The organism is Paenarthrobacter sp. NPDC056912 (assembly GCF_042786555.1).
In the GTDB taxonomy this organism is placed as follows: domain Bacteria; phylum Actinomycetota; class Actinomycetes; order Actinomycetales; family Micrococcaceae; genus Arthrobacter.
Genome location: NZ_JBHUCD010000008.1, coordinates 154,800 through 175,298, shown reverse-complemented (window position 1 = coordinate 175,298; position 20,499 = coordinate 154,800). Strand labels below are relative to the sequence as shown.

Sequence of the window (20,499 nt, the reverse complement as noted above, 5' to 3'; positions counted from 1 at the left end):
GGTTCGCATAGAACGCGTGAGACTATTCATCGGGATTATCGACCTTGGTAAGGATCTCGTCTGAACCATGCATGATCCTTCCTTGCCGTATTGTGAACTCGGAAGAGGCAAGATGATGGTAGAACGAGGATTCATGGTCGGAAATAATGACACACGTGGAGTCTGCAGCAACTTCCAGCAGTTTGGTCAAGCCAGTTCGTCCCGCATTGTCTAGACCCGATAGCGGCTCGTCCAGCAAGATGCATGGTTTCCCTGCAGCGAAGGCGGCTGCTAGCTTGATCTTTTTCCTTTGTCCCAACGAATAGGTCGCAGACCGTCTCGCAAGTAGCTCACGATTGAAGAATGCTTTGACTGCGGGAGCATCCTCAACCTGATTTGACGAGATATCCAGCAGGGCCCTGAGATTCTGTAAACCTGTGAGTCTCCCATGCACTGCGGAATCGTCAAAAACCGCGGATATCTTATTCACAAGTGAATCATCATGCCAAAGGATGCGCCCTTGATACCGTTCCAGTCCAGCCAGGCATTTAAGGAGGGTGGTCTTGCCGTTCCCGTTCTCTCCGCGAAGTAGATGTATGCCGGTCGAAGGAATAGTCAATGATGCGTTGTGGAATACCTTCTTGCGTCCATAGCGTTTGGAAAGATTTGTTATGCGTAGCATGAGTCCTCATCGATGGAGGGGGCGGCCACTGGCGACCGGACCCTGTAGGCTGCGGGCTAGGCGACTACTGCTGCCATGCTGACCAAGCACCGTCGCCGTAGACATTTGCACGCTGAACGACGGTTGAGTGGTAAATATTGACATTCCCCCAGGGCGTAGGAGAGCCCACGCCTGCATCAGTCAGTGCCATATAAGAGTGCTGCCAGTTGCTTGCATAACTTCGATTAATTCCAAGTGCTTGGATTGTGTTGAATCCGAAAGCACCTACGCGTTGATAACCGTAACTGCTGGTTACACTGCTCCAGTTGTAGTAGAAGTCAACATTCTCCTCTGTGAAAAGCATCCAATTTCCTGAATACAAGCTGGCGCGCCGAGATCCGACAGCTGTTGTTGAGTACGTTGGTTCGCCCTTCTTAAGGCTTGACGGGTTCAAGCCTCCAGAGCTTGATGCAGATTTACGTGCGGTGATGTCCTTGAGTGTCTGCGTGCTGTCCGGTTCATTAGCGGCATGGGCCGGAGTTGCCAGAGTTGCGATGAATGCTGACAGAAATATTGCTGCGATGCCAGTGCGGATTTTCATGATTATGTTTCCCCCAATGGAAATGGTCTCAAGAGCTATTCAGGTTGTAGTCTTCCCCAGACGCCCGCGGGAATTTCGGCGGGTGAAATACGTTTGCTAGCTGACACAAGAGGAATCACTCGTGCTGTTCGAGGCTACTGTGCCCCTGGTTGTTTAGGTGATTGGACATTACTCTCAACCCGCGAGCCGCATTTTGTCAAACCCCTAATTTTTTGAGCCTTTTGGAGCGGCACCGACAATGTGGGGATTTTTCCCAACTAATCACCTGTCTCCGACCGCAACCACCACCTATACGACACTCGTCACCACCTGTTTTTTGCCGAAATCACCACCTAGAAGGCCCTGAGAGTGCCTGTGCGAGGACGTTCCACCACCTAGTTCCGATTTTTTGATCTAGTCGATGAAGTGAGCCGCATATGGGTTATCCGGAGCAACAACAGGTAGGGGCGGAGCTTCGAATCTGAGGCGTCTCCGGTTCCTCGACGTGGTTCACGGCAGTATGCGGATACAGGTTCTAGGCTCCGAGGGTTCCCCGGCAATAGAGATCCAGGCTGCCTAGCCTTGGCGGAAGCAGGGCAGGTCACTGACCGGCCCTGCTTTTTGTCTGCCCACCAAGGGAACATATCTACTAGTCGAATCTAGCGAGTCGAACACATATCCACATAGCGAATTACACCGCTGTAATTCGTCCCCGGCCGCTCGTAGCGTTGAGAGCAAGCAACCACCACGGCATGGGGTCCTGATGAAAAACGCGAGAACACAGCCAAGGGCAGAGCAACAGCGCCTCCACCACCTAGACGACTCCCGCCACCACCTAGTTTTGCCCAAATCACCACCTAGATGGACCCAAATGTGCCTGTGCAAGGCCCTTCTGCCACCTAGTCCCGTTTTCTCGATCTAGCCTGCGAAGTGAGCCGCATGTCGGGCAGTCAGAGAAAAAGAGGGTCAGGTCGAGTGTTCGATTCAGAGGTTCAGCGGATCCTCGACTTCGTTGCAGCCGGCATCGGAGTGCGTGTTGTCGGTGCGCCTGGGAGCGGCAAGACGTCCGTGGTTCGTAGTGTCATCGGCAACCTGGAGAAAACGGGTGTTGTTGTGCACTTCATCAGTGGACTCCGCACGCACCGTGGCATTCCGTACTCGGCTATCAAGGGCCTCGGGCTCGACATGAGGCCGGGCCGCAGTGGGGTTTTCGACACCGCAGATGCGCTCTCAGGTCAGTTGGCCATGTCCGGAAGGCATGTGCTGGTAGTCGACGATATCCATTTGGTGGACAACGAGTCTCTGGCCGTTCTGGAAGCCGTTCGGCGCAGATCGGACTGTCCCTTGCTTGCCACGGCACCTGAAACCTGGGCGCTCTCCAAAGGCCAGTTGGCAGTCCTCAATAACGGGCGTCAGGCCCTCCTGCAGCTGGACTCCCTTCACTACGAGCAAGTACACAACCTCATTGCGGAGGTGCTCGGTGCTCCGGCAGACGCGGACACCACGGCCCGCATCCTGACGAAGTCGGCGGGCAACCCCCGGCTTGTTGTGCGCATTGCGGAGACGGCGTCGGTGAGCAACCTCCTCGTCAAGCAGGGTAAGCGGTGGTGCATGGCCACGAACACTCTGTGGAACGAGCACCTGAGCGGCACGATTGAGGAACTGCTGGCTGAGGTGAGTCCGGAGGAATTCACCGCGCTGCACGTCATGGCACTACTCGGGACGGCACGCCTGGATGTGCTTCAGAAAGTAATACGCCACGAAGTGTTGGAAAACCTTGAGCGGCGCGGTCTTCTGTCCGTCCTGGACGATCACCAGAACGGCTCGATAGCTGCCATCAGCCCGCCCGTTATCGCTGACTACTTCCGCGGGCAGAAGATGCTCCGAAACCGGCACCTTCTGCAGAGCAAGATCGCTGGTGTGCTTGACGCTGCCCCGCAATCTACAAGAGATAATCCGGCGACTGCCGATTGCCTTTCCCGGGTTCTGGCTGCACTCCGTCGGGAGAAAGGCGGTGACGACGCCCTGACGGCCAGGCATTTCCACGAACACAGCTCAGCACGCGAAGCCATTCGCTTTCAGCGTTGGGAAGCCAACAAGACAGCGGCGAATGCTGCGTCGATTCTGAGAATCTACTGGGGTGCGCCCGTCGACTTTCAGCGCGCGGCGCGAATCTGCCAGGAAACTGCAGTCACCGACGCAGATCCCGGGGACCTTCTGTTTCTGGCCATCACGGAGGCCATGCTCGCCATCCACACGGGACAGGGTCTTGGCGTCGGCGTCGGAATCCTGCAGAAGTTTGCCGCGGACCATGCGGACCATGCCGGACAATCTGCAGAAGCCGAGGCCGCAATCCTCTTCCTCACCGCCTCCCACAGCCGGGTTCCACCCACTGAGGGGCGGCCGCTAGCTGGCCCGACTGAAAGGCCGCAGGGCATGGGGACCCTGGTCCATGGGCTATTGGAGCTGTATCGGTTCCAGCCGTCGGCGGCCCTCGAAGCCGCGGCCGGCGGGGACGACGACGGCGACGCTTTCCCGCACCTTCGCCCCTTCATCCGTGGCTTCGCGCTCTTCGCCAGCGGACAGGTCGAGGAGTCCCTTGTCTTCGCGCTGGACTGGCGTACTGAAGCCCGTAAGAACCTCGACCAGTTCGGCGTGGTCACCAGCAGCTTTGTCGCAGCCCACGGGCTGCTCTACCGCGGGCACTTCGAGGAAGCGGAGTACCTCATGAGCAGTGTCTTTGCGATGGGCCGGCCGGGCTTCGTGGTGGACTCCCTTTACGATGCCATGCTTCGTTTGGCAGGGCTGCGGCACGCGACCACCGCTGTGTCGCCATCATTGTCGATCGCGGCGCAGGCACGAAGCGGAGTGCCCGACGTCGGCCCACTGCCGGGGATTGGCAAGGGCGCCTATGAGCTCATAGCCCACAACAACGCCCAGCCCTCAGCGTTCGATCGCAAGGCGGTGGGCCTCATCAAACGCCAATTGAAGAGCGGCTACGTTCTTGAGGCGATGATGACAGCTCTCCTCTGCACCTGCCTATGTCCGGGACGGCCGGTCCTGGACGTTCTACGGAAAATCCTGCGTGAGAGCGGTGTCGCAGCCCACGACCAATTCGTTGCCATCGCTACGGCTGCGGTGGAAGGTGATTTCACACTGCTTGGCCTTCTGTTGAAGCACTACGAAGCCGACGCCGATACCTATCAAGTGGGAATGGTGCTCCGGGGTGCCGTCAAGCGGCACGTGATCGAGGGCGATACCGTGGCTGCGGACGCCATTGCACAAGCATCGTCAGAGTTTTCCATCAGATTCCCTACAACGAACGAACACCTTTCCTTCAACGCGTTCAGGTCCACGCCGCTGACCGAAAGGGAAGCTGAGGTTGCTGCAATGGCGGGCCGACGCAGCAACGTGGAAATCGCCGAACGCTTGGGTATTAGCGCCAGGACGGTGGAGAACCACATCTCGAATGCACTGAAAAAGACAGGTGCGACGTCGCGCAATAGTCTTGTCATGCTCGTGAGCAATTCACTTCCGCCACGCTGAGCCGGGCTACGCTCGACGTATCCGCTGATGACGGCCGCTTGCGCCATTATCGACGTCAGTTCTTGGAAGGGTGAAGGGTTTCCCGTGAGCAGCGAATCCCCGGCGTTGGCCCGCCGGCTCGGCACCTTTGATGCTTCACTCATCGGTCTGGGCTCGATGATCGGCGCAGGAGTGTTCGCTGCGTTCACACCCGCTGCTGCCGCCGCAGGTTCAGGGCTCCTTGTGGGGTTGGCTGTTGCCGCGTTCGTAGCCTTCTGCCACGCGACGTCTTCCGCCCAGCTCGCGGCCGCGTACCCCACGGCCGGCGGTACGTACGTCTATGGCCGCGAACGACTCGGACCGTGGCCGGGGTTCTTGGCCGGCTGGGGTTTCGTCATTGGTAAGACAGCCAGTGCCGCAGCTATGGCCATGACGTTTGCCGCCTATGCCGCACCGCCAGGATGGGAGCGCCCGGTGGCGATCGCCGCCGTCGTGGTTTTGACCGCTGTGAACTTTCACGGGGTGACCCGCACGGCCGGGCTGACGCGCGTGCTGGTGATTGCGGTCCTGATTGCCTTGGCCGTTGCCCTGACGGCGACCTGGGGTGGGGGAGGACCAGACTTCAGCAACATTGCGGGCGAAGGCTTGTTGGCCCAAGGGTGGTACGGCATCCTGCAATCCGCCGGGCTGCTGTTCTTTGCATTCGCCGGCTATGCGCGGATCGCGACAATGGGCGAGGAAGTGCGCGAACCCAAACGAACCATACCCCGGGCCATCGTCATCGCTTTGAGTATCACTATGGTCATCTATGCCGTGGTTGCAGTCTCACTGCTCGCGGCTCTGGGCCCTGACGGAGTGGCGGGGAGTCCGACGCCGCTGGCGGCCGCCGTCGAGAATGGTTCGTCGCCGTGGGCCGCACCAGTGGTTCGCATTGGTGCTGCTATCGCATCCCTGGGTGCGTTGTTGGCACTGATCGCCGGGCTGGGCAGGACCAGCCTGGCCATGGCCCGGGAACACGATCTTCCGCAGTGGCTGGCCGCGGTACATGCGCGGTACAAAGTCCCGCACCGGGCCGAAATCACGCTGGCAGTGGTGATCTGCCTGGTCATCGCCGTCGCAGATCTTCGAGGTGCCATCGGTTTCTCCTCCTTTGGAGTGCTGCTCTACTACCTGGTGGCCAACGTGGCTGCCTACACCCAGCCGGCGGAGGACCGTAGATACGCCAAGGTCTTCCAAATCTCCGGCGCTGTTGCCTGCGTGGCACTAGTCGCCACGCTACCGCCGCTCTCCGTTGGGCTGGGTGTGCTGATGTTTGCCGTTGGCATCGTGTACCGACTCCTGCGGCTCCGCATAGCTAACTAGTCCGGGACCGTTCGGCCGGAACTGAACCGCCGGGCCGGCTGGGCACGACTCCACTTAGGGGTTTTCCGTGGAGCCGTGCCGTAGTGCCTCCTACGCCTGGAGCGAAGGGGGCTCCCGCCGGACACCGGGTTCCCGCTCCGGAGGCACAACAGGAGACTATGGCCCGTTTCCACCTACTAGGTGGTGGATTGGGAGAACTGAGTGCTGAAAGTGGGGCAATCTAGGTGTTTGGCGGGCCCTGACACCGAAAGATAGGTGTCGCCGGGGCTGTCTAGGTGTTGCTCGCCCGTCGTTCCGCGTTTTTGAGTTCCACAGATTCCATGTACGCGACGATGCTCGCGATGGTGACTGAGAGGGAACCGATCACGGCCAGCAACGCGGCCGTGTTCTGAAACGGAACCGCCAAATACGGGCTCAGCGTCATGGCGTTGCCGAAACCGGAAGCGGTGAAGAGGGCCGCTTTGAGCAGCAAATATTTGAGTGGCCGCACCATCAGCATCGTCACCGGTGCCACGACACCCAGCGCCGCGACAAGAACCACGACGGCGGCCTGCAGCGCGCCGGGGTCAAGGACCTTCAACCCCTGCGGCGCGGGAGCAGTCCCCATCAATGTCGCCGACACGGCTGAGCAAATGGCAACGATGCTGGTCATAACACGGAGCGCGGTTGGGTAATAGTGAGTGATCATATGCGGAGGCTAACCGCGCGAAGAACCACCTAGTCGCCGAACGCCAAATATAGGTACTCCTGACGCAGGATCTGAGTGGCGAACAACGTGAAAATAGGTGTTTGGACGGGTCCGGTAGGTGTGCCACCATAGTCGGATGACTGGGGAAAACGCTGCGCAGAATCGGACTGAACTGTTGCAGTTTCTTGCCAAGGAGATCCAGGACCTGGGTCCGGGCCGCAAACTGATCGCCATTGACGGAGCCGACGGAAGCGGCAAATCGACCTTCGCAAAGGATCTCGCCCCGGCACTGGAGGGCAGACCCGTCGTGACAATCCACGTGGATGACTTCCTCAACCTTCAAGAAGTGCGCCACCGCCGGGGCAGGACGTCGCCCGAAGGATTTTGGCTGGATACCTATGACTACGCCGCCTTGGATAAGTACGTCCTGCAACCGCTGGGAAAGTGCGGAAATGGTGTCTACCTGCCGGCAGTCACTGATGTCCGCCGTAACACCAGGCTGAAGCCTGATCCGCGGTGTGCACCCGATGACGCTTTGGTGCTGGTCGAGGGTATGTTCCTTCATCGAGACGAGATGACCGGCCACTGGGACTATTCGATTTTCCTTGATGTCCCGTTCACCGAAACTGCCCGCCGCATGGCTGTTAGGGACGGCGGCCATCCGGATCCGGAACATCCGTCGATGCGCAGGTATGTGGGAGGCCAGCGTCTTTATTTTGAGAATGCCGAGCCGTGGAACAGAGCCACCCGAGTAGTCGACAACGCTGATCCGGAGGCGCCGCGCCTGCTACCCGCGTCGGAACGGATCCATTGACGCGAGGGCGGGTGAACTACGCCCGCGCGTGCCTGTTCACCATCGTCGTCCGCTCTTCCGCCGCCACCGAAGCGCCGGTACCCAACCCGCGGACCGTCCACCCCGCACTCCGCCAGGCCTCGGCGTCCAGGACGTTCCGGGCGTCCAGCACCATCCGGCGTCGTACCAGTGACCCGACTACCGACGGCGAAAGCGAGACGTATTCGTCCCATTCGGTGAGTAGAAGCACCAGTTCGGCGCCTTCGAGGGCACGCTTGGTGGAGGCCTCGAAGCGGATCTGCGGGTAGCGGATCCAGGCGTGGTTGATGGCTTTGGGGTCGGTGACGGTCACGTGTGCACCAGCTGCTGCGAGTTGCTGGGCGACGTCCAGTGCGGGGGAATCGCGGATGTCGTCGGTGTCGGGCTTGAAGGCGGCGCCGAGGATGGTCACTGTTCGGCCGGACAGGAAGCCACGGCACATTTCGCGGGCTACGTCGACGGCGCGGGAACGCTGGTCCAGGTTCACCGAGTCGACCAGGCCCATCCACTCATCCACAGACGGCACGGAAAGCTCACGGGCCTGCGCACGGAACGACCGTATGTCCTTGGGCAGGCAGCCGCCGCCGAACCCGAGTCCGGCGTGCAGGTACCGGTTGCCGATGCGCGGGTCCAGGCCCATGGCCTCGCTGAGCTCGCTCACGTCAGCGCCCGACGCGTCGCACAGTTCGGCCATCGCGTTGATAAAGCTGACCTTCGTGGCCAGGAACGCGTTCGACGCCGACTTGATCAGCTCAGCCGTCGCAAAGTTGCAGACCAACCGGGGGATTCCGGCGGTGATCAGTGGCTCATACACGGCGTCGAGAACGGCGGTAACCGGTGCGCCGGCAGCGGCACCCTTCCCGCCCGGGACCCCGTAGACCAGGCGATCGGGAACCAGCGAGTCCTTGACGGCGGTGCCCTGGCGCAGGAATTCGGGGTTCCAGCCAAGCAGCACGTCAGATCGTCGGGCCAGTATCGCGCGAAGAGCCTCCACCGTGCCTACCGGCACCGTTGATTTACCGACGACGGCGGCCCCCTTGGCCAGGTGCGGCAGGAGGCTCTTCGTGGCGCCCATCAGGTAGGAGAGATCGGCGGTGTCAGAGGTCTTGGACTGCGGGGTACCCACGCACAGGAAGTGGACCTGCGCGTCCGCTGCCAAGGAGAAATCGGTGGTGAACAGAAGACGGCCTGTGGTTCTGCCGTCCTGGAGAAGTTCGTCCAGGCCAGGTTCATGGAAGGGAGCCAGCGCCTTGTTGAGCTGGTCAACCTTGTGCGAGTCGACGTCCACCCCCACCACGGTGTGGCCCATGGACGCGAGCGTGGCGGCGTGGACTGCACCGAGGTAGCCGCAGCCGATCACGGAGATCTTCATGAGGAGGGTCCTTTGCTTGAGGTGAGTTCGGTGGGGCCGGCTTCTTCAGGCACACCGGAGATGACTTCGTCGTAGTGCCGCACCAGGTCGGCGCTGAGCACAGGCCACGTCCGGCCTTGAACCGACGCGGTTGCTGCCGTAGCGAACGCGCGGCGCTTGGCGTCGTCGCCGATCAGATCCTGCACGTAGTCACGCAGTTGGGTGAGGTTTCCGGGTTCGTACAGCCAGCCGGTGCGCGAGTTTTCCACGAGGTCCAAGGGCCCGCCGCGGCCGGTCGCCACCACGGGAACGCCTGATGCCATGGCTTCCTGGATGGTCTGGCAGAAGGTCTCGAATTCGCCGGGATGGACAAACAAATCGAATGAGGCAACGGCCTCGGCCAGCGCATCGCCGCCGAGGAACCCGGCGAAATGAGCGTCCGGCAATTGGGCCTCAAGTGCGGCGCGCTGCGGACCATCACCCACAATCACCAGCTTGGTGTTCGGCAGGTCAGCAAGAACAGCGAGGTCTTCAACCTGTTTCTCCACGGCGAGTCGGCCGACGTAGCCGATGATCCGGTGACCGTCCGGCGCTACGGCGCTGCGCCACGCCGTCGAACGTTTCGCGGGGTTGAAGCGTGCGGTATCCACACCGCGACGCCACATGTCCACGCGCAAGATGCCGCGACCGCGCAACTGGTTCAGCGCGAAAGTGGACGGCACCAGGGTTCGGGTAGCCAGGAGGTGGATGTTGTCTACACGGTTCCAAGCCCAGTTCTCCAGGAAGGGCACGCCGTAGCGGGCGGCGTAGCTGGGAACCTCGGTTTGGTAGATGGCCACAGTCGGGATGCCAAGCTGATGGGCGGCCTGCACGGCGCGCCAGCCGAGGACGAAAGGGGAGGCGAGGTGCACCACGTCGGGCGAGAAATCGGCAAGGATTCGCTTGACCCGATTCACACCACCCAACGCCACCCGCACATTCGTGTAACCGGCCAGCGGCACCGAGGGAAGCCGGTGCACATACGCACCCTTCTCGACGCTCGAAACATCAGTGTCCGACGTCGACGGCGCGATCACCATCACCTCATCCCCGCGTTCCTGCAGATGCTCCAGCACCCGCAGTATCGAGTGGGTTACCCCATTCATCAATGGCAGGAATGACTCGGCGACGATTGCGATCCTCACGCCTTCCACGGTGGTCGCGGCGGTTGGCGGTGCGGGTTCGAACGGGTGGCCTGTGGAGGAAGAGTTGGTTAACAGGTGGGGCTCATGTTTTGTGGTTGGTGCCGCGTAGACTCTGGTTCATCGACGCGCTGGGCGTCTTAGTTCTGGGGGTCTTGCCATGTTTGCTGTTGGGGATAGTTCGCGCGCGCTTGGGGGAGTAAACGTACGACGACGGCGGCGGGCAGCGGCGCGGTCAGTCGCCGCCGGCTTGGGCCTGGCGTTGCTGCTGGGAACCTTTGCGTCGCCCGTTTCGCCAGCCGCGGCTGATGCGGCGACAGATTTCGTCCCGGTCGGTGAACGGCCGGGATCAATCGCAGTCAACCCGGTGACCAACAAGGCCTATGTGGCCACGTTTGAAGGGGTGTCCGTGATCAACGGAGTCACCGCGTCAGGCATCCTGAACGTCGGCGACATGCCTTGGGACGTTGCCGTCAACAGCGTCACCAACAAGATCTATGCAAGCCAGATCGGCGGGACCGTCGCCGTGGTTGACGGGGCCACGGAGGCCACGACGGCGTCAGTTACCGTGGGTGCTGATCCTTACACAGTGACGGTCAACGAGGCGACGAACAAGATCTATGTGGGCGTCAAGGGTGGCGTGACCATCATTGACGGTTCCACCCTTGCTACCTCGTTCGTGGCGCTCGCCGGCGGTGCGCAGGACATCGTGCTGAATCCTGCGACCGGCAAGGCCTACGTTCTATCCGACGGCACCATCAAGGTCATTGGGGCGGGCGGGACCGTCACAGGAACCATCGCTCCCAGTGGAAGTCCCATCCTCGCTCTGGCAGTTAACTCTGTGACCAACAAGGTCTACGCTTCAACGCTCGCCAACCCGGCCGCCACCCTGTTGGTGATTGACGGTGCAAGCGACACGGTCACTGCGACCATCGCATCCTCCACCAAGCTGGGAAACGTCGCCGTCAACACTGCCACCAACCGGATTTACGTGGCCGTGGACGGTCTGGCGGTCGACGGCGGGGTGAAGATCTTCGACGGTGCAACCCAGACCGAGACCACCACGATCAACACGACGTCACGCGTCAACAAAGTTGTGGTGAATTCGACGAACAACAAGATCTACGCACCTACTTACGGCGGCGGAACTACCGTTATCGACGGACGGGACAACAGCAGTTCGGTGGTCTACACGGGAAACCAGCCCGTTTCTGCTGCCGTCAACACCACCACTGACAGGGTCTATGTGGTCAGTTACGCACGGACCTCCGTCGGGGTCATTGACGCAGGCGTGGATCAGCCGGTCAAGAACGACTTCAACGGCGACCGCAAGGCTGATGTCCTGGCGCGGGACGCGGCCGGCGTGCTGTGGCTGTACCGGGGCAACGGTTCAGGCGGATGGCTGTCTCGCGTCCAGATGGGGCAAGGCTGGAATGTCATGAATGCCCTGGTTGCTCCCGGTGACTTCAACGGTGACGGCAACGCCGATGTCCTGGCCCGCGACGGTGGCGGGCTGCTGTGGCTTTACCCGGGCAATGGCTCGGGCGGTTTGACGGCACGCGTCCTTGTGGGCACCGGCTGGGCCGGTATGACTGCGATTGAGGGAGTCGGCGACTTCAACGGCGACGCGTTCGTTGACGTGGCGGCCCGGACCGCATCGGGAATCCTCAGGCTGTACCGCGGCAACGGCTCCGGCGGCTGGTTGTCACCGGTGCAGATCGGCAGCGGCTGGTCCGCCCTGACGGAGATCACCGGTGTAGGCGACTTCAACAGCGACGGAACCCCCGACGTCACTGCCCGGGATTCCGCCGGCGTTCTGTGGCTCTACCCCGGCAGCGGCGCAGGTGGCTGGTTGCCGCAGCGCGTCACCGGCATGGGATGGAACGGCCTGAACTCCTTGGTTGGACCGGAGGACTTCGACGGCGACGGGCATCCTGACATTCTTGCCCGCAATGCGACCGGCGAGCTCTGGCTCTACTCAGGGAGTGGGGGAGCTGCGTGGCCGACGGGAAGCCAAGTTGGTGCGGGCTGGAATGTGATGACGGCGATTCTGTAGGCCTTCTCCCTACACCCATGACCGGGCCAGTGACGAGCAAGAGGACGCTTTGAGCGGAGACGTGGGGCGCTGGGCGCTATGGCTACAGAACGCCCCTACTGGGCACGCTTTCCTCTGGACTCGTTTCTCGTTTCATCCGAGAAGGATCATCATCAACGAGTCGGGCATTGTTGAGAACAGCAGCCTTTAGCTGTTCCGCCTCGGCGGCTAGCCGTACTCTGACCGTTGCCATGTTGTGGAGTAACTCGGAACGCGCTACTTCAGAAGCCGATGGCCAACGTTTGGCCGTCTTAACCACAGTTGCAGTTGCGGTCACCACGGCGTTGAGTGCGGACGCATACGTCGCAGGATCCTTACTTCGTTGGAAAGACGCCACTCGAGCTTGCGTTTGGATCATCCACAATAGTGGAGGCCAAGAATCAAATTCAGTCTTGGCTGCATCCGAAGCGATTTCAAAGCCCCACCGTGTTACTGCCGCCTCCGTGTTAGCGAAAACTTGCCCCAGGTCTTGTTCGCTGCCAATCGTGTTGGCCCCCAGCTGCACGGCTGCTACTAGGTCGCTGATTGCCAGGAACTCGCGTTGCCGGGAAGCTTCATCACGTTGTTCTTGGAGTTGTCGCTCCAAGGCAGCGCGCTGCTCGGAAAGCTGGCGTTCCAAACCGGCCCGCTGCTCAGTTAAGACCTTTGCGGACTGTTTGCGTTGAAACCTATTCGTAAGAATGACAACACCCAATGCTACTAGCGCGCCTAGGACTGCTGCGACGGAAGCACCAACGAATCCGTTCAAGAGCGCGATCCAAGTCCCACACGTGATGGAGAAAAAATCGCCACATACCAAAAAATCCACGTTCCGGAGTCTAACGGTGGAGGAGCTGTTCTTGACTCTCCGCGCCGATTTCGAAGGCTTGGGCCGGGACCACGAGGGGTGAGATCTCGGCGGAAAGCGGGCTCGAAAGTGCCGAGATGTCGCCCCTCGGCGAATGCGGGCAGCTACTCCCGCAGCACCTCCGGCAGCTCATCCACGTACACGGTCTGCGGCGGCTCGTAGTAGATCACCAGCACCTTCTCGCCTACTGGAAAGACGCTCGTTTTGTCGAACGGGTGGGCGAAGAAGGCGCTGGTGCCGCCGTGGAAAGGGAGCATGACTTCGCCGAGGGTGCCCGGGGCGATGGTTCCGGTGACCCTGCCGATCTTGCCGGTGAGGGTGCGGTTGACCTCTTTATGCATCGGGCGCCTTCGCGGGCTTCACCGGCGGCGCAGCGGGAGCCGGACGCGTGGAGGCGGGGGCTTCCTTCCCCCGCAGCGCCGCAGCAAGCGACGGCAGGAAACTACCCACCTGGGAGAGGATCCCGCCCACCATGTTGTTGAGACCGTCACCGCCGTTGAGCACGGTGAGTTGCCCGATGCGGGAGAACGGCTCTGCCGCGGCAGACACAATGGCCGGCATGTTTTCCGCGATTTGCTGTGAGATGACAGCGTCCTGGTTGGATTCCAAAGCCTCGCCGCGTGCCTTGATGCCGTCTGCTTCAGCCAGCGCCTTGGCCTTCACCGCGGAGGCCGCCGCATTGCCACGTGCCGTCGTCGCCGCTGCCTCAGCCTCACCGGTCACCCTGGTAGCGCCGGCCATGGCGGCTGCAGCTCCCGCGTTGGCTTGGGCCTCGAGTTCCGCGCGTCGTGCATTGGCCTGCGCTTCCAGCTCCGTACGCTTGGCCAAGGCTTCTGCAGCGCTGATGTCCGCAGCCTTCTTTGCTTCGGCATCGGTTCGCTGGGCGTAGGCCCTGGCGTCGGCAGGCTTGCGGATGGTGGTCTGTAGTTTTTGTTCTTCCCGGTCGGCTTCGAGCTTGGCGACTTCAGTTTCCTGGACCACCACTTGCTGGCGGGCTGTGGCATCGGCCAACGGCCCGGCCTGGGCAGCGTTGGCGCGGGCCTGCTCGGCGTTCGCTTGCGCCATGGATTGCTTGATGGCCGAGAGGCTCTGCGCGTCGGCAATCAAGGCAGCGGCTTCGGCTTCCTTCTCAGCAGCTTCGCGGTTTCGTGTTGCCTCGGCGATGCGGGCCTCCATTTTGACCTGTGCGATGTGCGGCTTGGCCAGGTTCTGGATGTATCCCGTGGGATCCTGCAGGTCCTTGATCTGCAGCGAATCCACTACCAAGCCAAGCTTCTCCATTTCCACGCCGCTCGCGCTGCGGACCAATGACGCGAGCTTGTCTCGCTCGCGGATGATCTCCTCCACGGTCATGCTGCCGATGATCGAGCGAAGATGCCCCTCAAAGACGTTGTAAACCTGGCTCTCCATCTTGGGCTGCTGCCCCAGGAACCGCCGAGCCGCGTTGGCGATGAACGGAGGGGCGTCACCGATCTTGTAGATCACCACACCATCCACGATCACCTGGATCCCCTGAGAGGTGACGCAGGAAACCTTGAGCTCGGTTTCGTTCAGCGTCAAGGCGAGCGTCCTCACCGTCTGAAGTCCGGGGACCACCAAGGCGCCCTTGCCTGTGACGATCTTGAAGTCCATGCCGTCGGTATTCTCCAGCGTGCCTCGTGTGAGGCCGGAGATAATCAGGGCTTCGTTCGGTTCCGCGACCTTCCACATCGCCTTGGTGGCCAGCCACACGAAACCAATCACGAAAACGACGCCAAGAATTCCGGCGATCAGTGGAAAGAAGGCTGCGAGGTCGTCCATTGACCTGTCCCTTCAGACTGTGTGAACCGGCCACATTGGTTGACCCCCATAGGCCAAGTGGTTGCTCGTGTACACAGTCTTGTTCGGGCGGAGCAGGGAAGTCCAGCACAATTGTGCGTCACTTGTGCGGCGGCCGGGCGGCGCCCCGGCCGGCATGTTCGCCTTCCCCGGCCATCCGCCGTCGAACCTTACCCTGCACGGTTCGCGAGGGGTGAGGTCTCGGCGGAAACCAAGCTCCAATGTGCCGAGAGCTAACCCTTCGGCGAGACACAAGGGGCGCAGCACAAAGAAGGCTGGTGCAACCTGTTGGAGAGAATCCGAAGGGAGGTTGCACCAGCTGCTAGTACGACTTTCTGTTATTAGTTGTGACACCTATCCATTGGCCGCTCCTAGTTCCCGGCTTCGATTATTTCCGGGCCTTTTTATCGTCTGTGTAGTACTGCGCGAACATCCAGCCGGCGGCCATCATCAGAATGCCCAGCACCATGTGTGCCCAGTTGACGGCTGTGTTCAGGGACAGGAAGTTTGCGGCGGAGTCCACGCCCACGCTCAGTCCGTAAATGCTGAGGAGAACGTAGAGGGCGCCGAAGCCCATGAGATAGTTGCGGGCACCATGCGCCGTGCGGGACATGGACCACCCGGCCACGCCGATGGCCAGCTGCAGGACGTTGAGCAGGACAGACACTTGGAAGACGCCGAAGAGCATCGCATGGGAATCCGGTCCGAGGAACCGCAACTCGGAGTACTGCGTGGTGATGCCGGGGATGAACCCGAGGACACCCACCAACGCGATCGCGGCACCCACGCCCAAGCCGACCACTTGGATGTCTTGCCTGCCGAAGTGGACGCCGTTGGCGTGTGAAGCTGAGGTGGTCATCAGTGTCCTCCATTCACCCCTTGAGAACACCTCCAATCTTACGGCCCGTTCCGGGAAAAAGCGCTGGAATTCGCGGCAGTTCAAGGGCAGCCTGCCGGGGGAGCGGTGCCCGACATGGCACGATAGATCACGATGAAACTGCGCGCTGATCAGACCGGAAACCGTGGACTCCCGATGCCCCTTTGGCTGCAGGGTGGTTTGGAAGCGGCGCAGGCAGCCTTCATTTCGGCCATCGTTGTCGTGCTGCCGCTGGTGGGGGTGTGGGCGACGGACGGTTTTCAGAACCGCAACGTCGACTTCCTTGCTCGTTTGGCAGGCCAGGCGTGGCTGTTGATTCACGGCGTTCCGCTGGACTTGGCGCAGGTCAACCTGGGAACGGCAGCCCAGCCAGGTTCGGGCCTTTTGTCCCTCATCCCGCTGGGCCTGACGCTCATTCCGTTCATGCTGGCGTGGCGGGCGGGCAGGCGGCTTGCCCGGGCGTCGTACACGGACCAGTTGTGGCAGGCGTTCCTGGGTGCCTTCGTTGTCTACGCAGCATTCGGCACAGCCACCGGATTCGTGTGCCGCACCCCGGAAGTAGTCATCAATCTTTGGTTGGCAATGACCATTCCGCTGATCTCCTTCGGCCTGGGAATGGTGGTGGGCGCCCGACGTGAAGCCGGCTCTTGGAGCCGCCTGATCGGCGTGGACGCCGTGGCTTGGCTCGCACGCACCAGCCAGCATTCGCGATGGGCCGGCTCCTACGTGGGCTCGGCGTTGAAGGCCGGTTTCGTCGCCACCATGGCAGCCGTCTGCCTGGCCGCACTGCTTTTGGCCGCGACCATTGTGATGCATTGGACGGACATCATCGCCGTCTACGAAGGTCTCCAAGCGGGCGCTTTGGGCGGCGGCGTCCTCACCATCGCGCAACTAGGCTTCCTGCCCAACCTGGTCATTTTCGCCTTGGCCTGGTCCTCCGGTGCGGGCTTCTCCCTAGGGGTCGGTTCCCACGTGGGTCCGCTGGGCACCGCCGTCGGACCCCTTCCTGCGGTCCCGATCTTCGGCGGGTTGCCCGCAGGACAGCTCGACGCCGGGGCCATGGCACTCGCGTTGCCGGTAGTGGCCGGCATCCTGGCGGGCTGGTGGTTCCTGCGCGAGGGCGAGAACCACTTTGACGAGTGGCTCTCCATCAAGATCAAGGCGCGCTGGTTCACGGCGACTGTATCCACCCTGTTCCTGGGCGTTTTCATTGGAGCCGTTGCCGGGCTGCTGAGTGGTGCCCTTGCCTGGATCGCGCGCGGTTCGGCCGGCATTGGACGGCTCACGGAAATCGGGCCACACCCGTTGTGGACGGCAGTCTGGCTGGCCGCGGAAGTGGGCATCGGCGTCGTGATCGGTTACGCAGTGGGACCCTGGCTGGAACGCCGCCAGAAGCTTCGCGAGGCCAACCTGGACGAAGCAGCGTACGACGACGAACACGCCTAGGCTGGCCTGGTCGGGTTTGCGGTGGGAGCCTCAGCCGTGCTTACCGCATGGGGGCAGGCATTGAGTTCTCGAACTCGGTGAGGCACTGTGTTTTGGCGGATTCAGTCAAGGCACCGCGGGAACAGTCCTGATAGGTGCTGACCTGCTTGAAGAAGAGCACCGATGACAGGATCAGCAGACACATCACTGCCGAAACCACCAGCCCTGAGATTGTCCCGAACAACACCAACTTCGGGTGCTTGAACTTCACAGTCCGCACCAGAACCACGATGCCCAGCACCAAACCGGCGAGCGTGAGTATGGCGCTCAACCACACGTAATTCACGTTCAGGGAGAACACGAAGAACGATCCCAACGCCGTCAAGAGGAACGCACGAAACAGAATTTGCGTCACGGCGAATGCGGACTTTTCGGCCTCGGAGCGGGGTTGCTGGCTCGGCCTTGGAGCGACGTCGGGATTCATGTTTTCCAGCCTACGCGAGCCGCCCATAAGCTAGTGCAATGCGCATTGTTGTCCTCGTCTCCGGTACCGGTTCCAATCTTCAGGCAGTCATGGACTCCGTGAAGTCGGGTGAACTGGATGTCGAGATCGCCGCCGTGGGTGCCGACCGCCCCGATACGTACGGCGTGGAACGCTCTGACGAAGCGGGCATTGAAACTTTCGTAGTGAACTTCAACTCCTTCGCAACCAGGGACGAGTGGGACGCTGCCTTGCGGGACAAGGTCTTGTCCTACAAGCCGGACGTGGTGGTTTCCTCCGGTTTCATGAGGATCGTGAGCGCCGACTTCATCGATGCTTTCGGCGGAAAGTACGTCAACACCCATCCCGCGCTGCTCCCGTCCTTCCCGGGCGCCCACGGAGTCCGCGATGCCATGGCCTATGGTGTGAAGGTCACTGGCTGTACGGTCCACTGGGCTGACGCCGGCGTGGACACGGGCCCCATCATCGCCCAGGAGGCCGTGGCTGTCCTCCCGGCTGACACCGAGGAAACCCTGCACGAACGCATCAAGGTAGTGGAGCGCCGCCTCCTGGTCCAGACCCTGGCAAACCTCGCAAAGTTGGCTCTCAAGCAACGGGGTCGGCCTCAAGAATGAACTGGGCACGGATCTGCTCTCTGATGCGTTCCATGGGTAGATCGTCACGGGACTGAACCAGACAGAAACCGGCCGCGGCGTATCCGCCGTTCGATCGACGCATTATGTCGCCCTCTCGGACCGTGAGGTCTACCGCTACTACACCGTCGATTCCTTCCAGCTCTCGACGGTCACTTATCGAACGCACCCGACCAGACCCTCGCGGCAACGCGACCCACCCGTACCCGGGAAAAATGGATGAGGAATGATCGGAGCTCCATCCTCGTTCCAGCGCGATGACGTCCGTCCAGAAGTCCCGGCCGCGCGTTGCCGAGACAGAGAGTGTGACGCCGTCTCCTCCGGGCCGACAGGCGATCTCGTTGCAGATGAGTCCGTAGCGATCCTGGAACACTTCGAGGTGAACGACTCCGGAACGGAGGCCAAGCGCCCTTACTGCCCGATTGCCCAAACTGATGATGTCGAGCGCTGTAGGGTTGGCCTCGTCGAGGACGAACGAACCAAAGAACGTCCCTGTCGTCCAGTTGAGGCACGGCTCGAAGTACTGGGATACGACTGGTCCGCACAATTGATGGTTGACGACGAGCGCGTCGAGATGGAACTCATGTTCGACGGCCACTCTATCCTGAACGAGCCAACCGCCCGGTGGTGGCACTGAGATGCTTTCGGCATAGGTTTGGAGCTGCTCGCCCCCGGAGATCCTTAAGACACCCGCATTCCCGGTGCCCATGGCGGGCTTGATGACCACATCGTGGCCACGGCGCGAGACCTCATCCACGAGCGCCGGCGCGGTCGTGACCCATGCGTTCCCCGCGACCGGAACCCCGGCCTCAGCGAACTTCCTCGCCATGATCGGCTTGGATGTGAAGTTCACACTCGTCTCAAACCCCGTTCCCTCGAGACCGTAGCAGGTTCGGAGAAAGCCGGCGGCCAGGACGCTTCGTTCGGACGGCGCGAGTACTCGGAGCCTCGGCGAAGATGAGATGACGGAGTCAGCGGCTCGACGCACTGCTTCCACGTCCCGGACGTCGGGGACGACCGAGATGGACTGGACACCAAGTCCGCGGTAGTCGGACTCGTACCAAGGCTCTGTGATGAGGTGAACTGCCGGATCAGGCCAGAGGAATCCGAGAGCATGTGCCTTGTTCGTACCGACCACGATCAAATCGTGGACAGACATCAGACCAGCACTTCTTCGGACACCAGCAAGGGAGCATGCTGTCCAGGAGCACTGGTCTCGGTCCAAATCCGAGAGGCCATGGCACCCTGGGAGCCGGTGTACTTACCGTCGTATGTCTGGGCAGGCCCGTGCATCTTCCAGAAGGCCAACTTGCCAATGAGCATTCCCGGATAGAGCCGAACAGGACGCTCGACCTTGATCTCGAGAGTCCAAGGGATGATCGCCCCGGCATGACCCAACGGGGCGGAATACTGTATCCAGACCCCGAGCAGCGAAGTGGACAGACGGGCGTGCAGCGTCGCGGCATAATTGTCGCTACCCATTCGCTCAGCCGTAGAGGCGAGGTAGATTCGACCGGGCAGGAACTCGTATCCATCTGCGGAAATGACTTCCTCAAGGATGCGCGGTTCTGACCTCGGGTCGAGGACTGTGTCGGCGTACGTCATCACTGTGTCGCCCAAGGTAAACCCGTAGCTGTTCGGCTCAAGCCGTTCCGGTAGGAACGGTTCGATTACCAGCCTGCCGAGGCTGCGCTCATGGTCTATTTGTCGCCCAGTGAGGATCATTGCATTTTCTCCAATACTTTGATGATGCTTCTCTCGAATTGTTTGATTGAGCCGACGTTCTCGATTTGAGCCTCGACGTCGATAGAGTGAATCTCTGCAGCAGATGCATCGGATGTGGAGACGTCCCCGCGCAGACGGAGCCTCGCGTGACGAACCTTGTCGGACGCAATAATTCTGACCATATGGAATCCGTGCCGTCGGAGGGCCACCGCGTCGATGTATGGATCGCGGAGGTCGTCGTTGATAACAACCTCTGCGGCGCTGGCGGCGACTTATCCAGGAAGTGATCAACGAGCGCGCGTGGGTTCAGTCGGCGAAGATGTCGGGCGATGTCCTCCATTAGGAGCTGGTCCTGGACTTCCAAAGAGAAGTCAACTCCAGCCGCCAGCCGGAACGCCTGCTGAAGCTCGTACAGCGGG

Annotated in this window: 18 protein-coding genes; 6 read left to right on the top strand and 12 right to left on the bottom strand. The window is 61.2% G+C overall.

Annotated features, from left to right (window positions below):
* Window positions 1-22: 22 nt before the first annotated feature.
* On the bottom strand, window positions 23-661 hold the full coding sequence (locus tag ACFRJ9_RS11215; RefSeq protein WP_377667554.1) for an ATP-binding cassette domain-containing protein: 639 nt from the start codon (window positions 659-661) through the stop codon (window positions 23-25).
* Between the two features lie 64 nt (window positions 662-725).
* A complete protein-coding gene (locus tag ACFRJ9_RS11210) occupies window positions 726-1,241 on the bottom strand; it encodes a hypothetical protein (RefSeq protein ID WP_377667551.1) in 516 nt (171 codons plus the stop codon).
* 954 nt (window positions 1,242-2,195) lie between these two features.
* Here ACFRJ9_RS11210 and ACFRJ9_RS11205 point away from each other — a divergent pair.
* Together ACFRJ9_RS11205 and ACFRJ9_RS11200 are read left to right on the top strand one after the other, a co-directional pair.
* Window positions 2,196-4,766, top strand: coding sequence for a LuxR C-terminal-related transcriptional regulator (locus ACFRJ9_RS11205; protein ID WP_377667548.1), 2,571 nt, complete (start codon window positions 2,196-2,198; stop codon window positions 4,764-4,766).
* A gap of 84 nt (window positions 4,767-4,850) precedes the next feature.
* Complete coding sequence (locus ACFRJ9_RS11200; protein WP_377667545.1) at window positions 4,851-6,107, top strand: APC family permease; 1,257 nt, start codon at window positions 4,851-4,853, stop codon at window positions 6,105-6,107.
* Window positions 6,108-6,378: 271 nt separating this feature from the next.
* On the opposite strand, the gene ACFRJ9_RS11195 is transcribed toward ACFRJ9_RS11200, so the two are convergent.
* Window positions 6,379-6,795, bottom strand: coding sequence for a hypothetical protein (locus tag ACFRJ9_RS11195; RefSeq protein WP_377667543.1), 417 nt, complete (start codon window positions 6,793-6,795; stop codon window positions 6,379-6,381).
* 136 nt (window positions 6,796-6,931) lie between these two features.
* Here ACFRJ9_RS11195 and ACFRJ9_RS11190 point away from each other — a divergent pair, with 136 nt between their 5' ends.
* Window positions 6,932-7,609: a uridine kinase gene (locus ACFRJ9_RS11190; protein ID WP_377667541.1), complete on the top strand. Its 678-nt coding sequence runs from the start codon at window positions 6,932-6,934 to the stop codon at window positions 7,607-7,609.
* A 16-nt stretch (window positions 7,610-7,625) separates the two neighbouring features.
* On the opposite strand, the gene ACFRJ9_RS11185 is transcribed toward ACFRJ9_RS11190, so the two are convergent.
* Together ACFRJ9_RS11185 and ACFRJ9_RS11180 are read right to left on the bottom strand one after the other, a co-directional pair.
* Complete coding sequence (locus tag ACFRJ9_RS11185) at window positions 7,626-8,999, bottom strand: UDP-glucose dehydrogenase family protein (protein ID WP_377667538.1); 1,374 nt, start codon at window positions 8,997-8,999, stop codon at window positions 7,626-7,628.
* A complete protein-coding gene (locus ACFRJ9_RS11180) occupies window positions 8,996-10,162 on the bottom strand; it encodes a glycosyltransferase family 4 protein (protein WP_377667536.1) in 1,167 nt (388 codons plus the stop codon). The genes ACFRJ9_RS11185 and ACFRJ9_RS11180 overlap by 4 nt, the downstream gene beginning before the upstream one ends.
* Window positions 10,163-10,319: 157 nt before the next feature.
* On the opposite strand from ACFRJ9_RS11180, the gene ACFRJ9_RS11175 reads away from it, so the two are divergent.
* Complete coding sequence (locus tag ACFRJ9_RS11175; RefSeq protein WP_377667533.1) at window positions 10,320-12,215, top strand: FG-GAP-like repeat-containing protein; 1,896 nt, start codon at window positions 10,320-10,322, stop codon at window positions 12,213-12,215.
* An 82-nt stretch (window positions 12,216-12,297) separates the two neighbouring features.
* Here the strand turns inward: ACFRJ9_RS11175 and ACFRJ9_RS11170 are convergent, their stop codons facing one another.
* From ACFRJ9_RS11170 to ACFRJ9_RS11155, 4 genes are all read right to left on the bottom strand, one after another.
* Complete coding sequence (locus tag ACFRJ9_RS11170; protein ID WP_377667530.1) at window positions 12,298-13,062, bottom strand: hypothetical protein; 765 nt, start codon at window positions 13,060-13,062, stop codon at window positions 12,298-12,300.
* Window positions 13,063-13,205: 143 nt separating this feature from the next.
* Window positions 13,206-13,442: a hypothetical protein gene (locus ACFRJ9_RS11165; RefSeq protein ID WP_377667528.1), complete on the bottom strand. Its 237-nt coding sequence runs from the start codon at window positions 13,440-13,442 to the stop codon at window positions 13,206-13,208.
* On the bottom strand, window positions 13,435-14,901 hold the full coding sequence (locus tag ACFRJ9_RS11160) for a flotillin family protein (protein ID WP_377667526.1): 1,467 nt from the start codon (window positions 14,899-14,901) through the stop codon (window positions 13,435-13,437). Before ACFRJ9_RS11160 ends, ACFRJ9_RS11165 begins: the two co-directional genes overlap by 8 nt.
* A gap of 406 nt (window positions 14,902-15,307) precedes the next feature.
* On the bottom strand, window positions 15,308-15,778 hold the full coding sequence (locus ACFRJ9_RS11155; RefSeq protein ID WP_377667524.1) for a DUF4383 domain-containing protein: 471 nt from the start codon (window positions 15,776-15,778) through the stop codon (window positions 15,308-15,310).
* A 132-nt stretch (window positions 15,779-15,910) separates the two neighbouring features.
* Here ACFRJ9_RS11155 and ACFRJ9_RS11150 point away from each other — a divergent pair, with 132 nt between their 5' ends.
* Window positions 15,911-17,242: a DUF6350 family protein gene (locus tag ACFRJ9_RS11150; protein WP_377667522.1), complete on the top strand. Its 1,332-nt coding sequence runs from the start codon at window positions 15,911-15,913 to the stop codon at window positions 17,240-17,242.
* Between the two features lie 40 nt (window positions 17,243-17,282).
* Here the strand turns inward: ACFRJ9_RS11150 and ACFRJ9_RS11145 are convergent, their stop codons facing one another.
* Window positions 17,283-17,732 carry a hypothetical protein gene (locus ACFRJ9_RS11145; RefSeq protein WP_377667520.1) on the bottom strand — a complete coding sequence of 150 codons (450 nt, stop codon included), beginning with the start codon at window positions 17,730-17,732 and terminating at the stop codon, window positions 17,283-17,285.
* 11 nt (window positions 17,733-17,743) lie between these two features.
* On the opposite strand from ACFRJ9_RS11145, the gene purN reads away from it, so the two are divergent.
* The gene (gene purN, locus ACFRJ9_RS11140; RefSeq protein WP_377667517.1) at window positions 17,744-18,337 is read left to right on the top strand and encodes a phosphoribosylglycinamide formyltransferase; all 594 of its coding nucleotides are present in this window, start codon (window positions 17,744-17,746) and stop codon (window positions 18,335-18,337) included.
* Here the strand turns inward: purN and ACFRJ9_RS11135 are convergent.
* Window positions 18,309-19,514, bottom strand: a complete 1,206-nt coding sequence (locus ACFRJ9_RS11135) for a hypothetical protein (protein ID WP_377667515.1) — start codon at window positions 19,512-19,514, stop codon at window positions 18,309-18,311. The two genes, purN and ACFRJ9_RS11135, sit on opposite strands and share 29 nt — an antisense overlap.
* Entirely contained in the window at window positions 19,514-20,080 is a 567-nt protein-coding gene (locus ACFRJ9_RS11130; protein WP_377667513.1) for a deoxycytidine deaminase, read from the bottom strand. The genes ACFRJ9_RS11135 and ACFRJ9_RS11130 overlap by 1 nt, the downstream gene beginning before the upstream one ends.
* Between the last annotated feature and the right edge of the window lie 419 nt (window positions 20,081-20,499).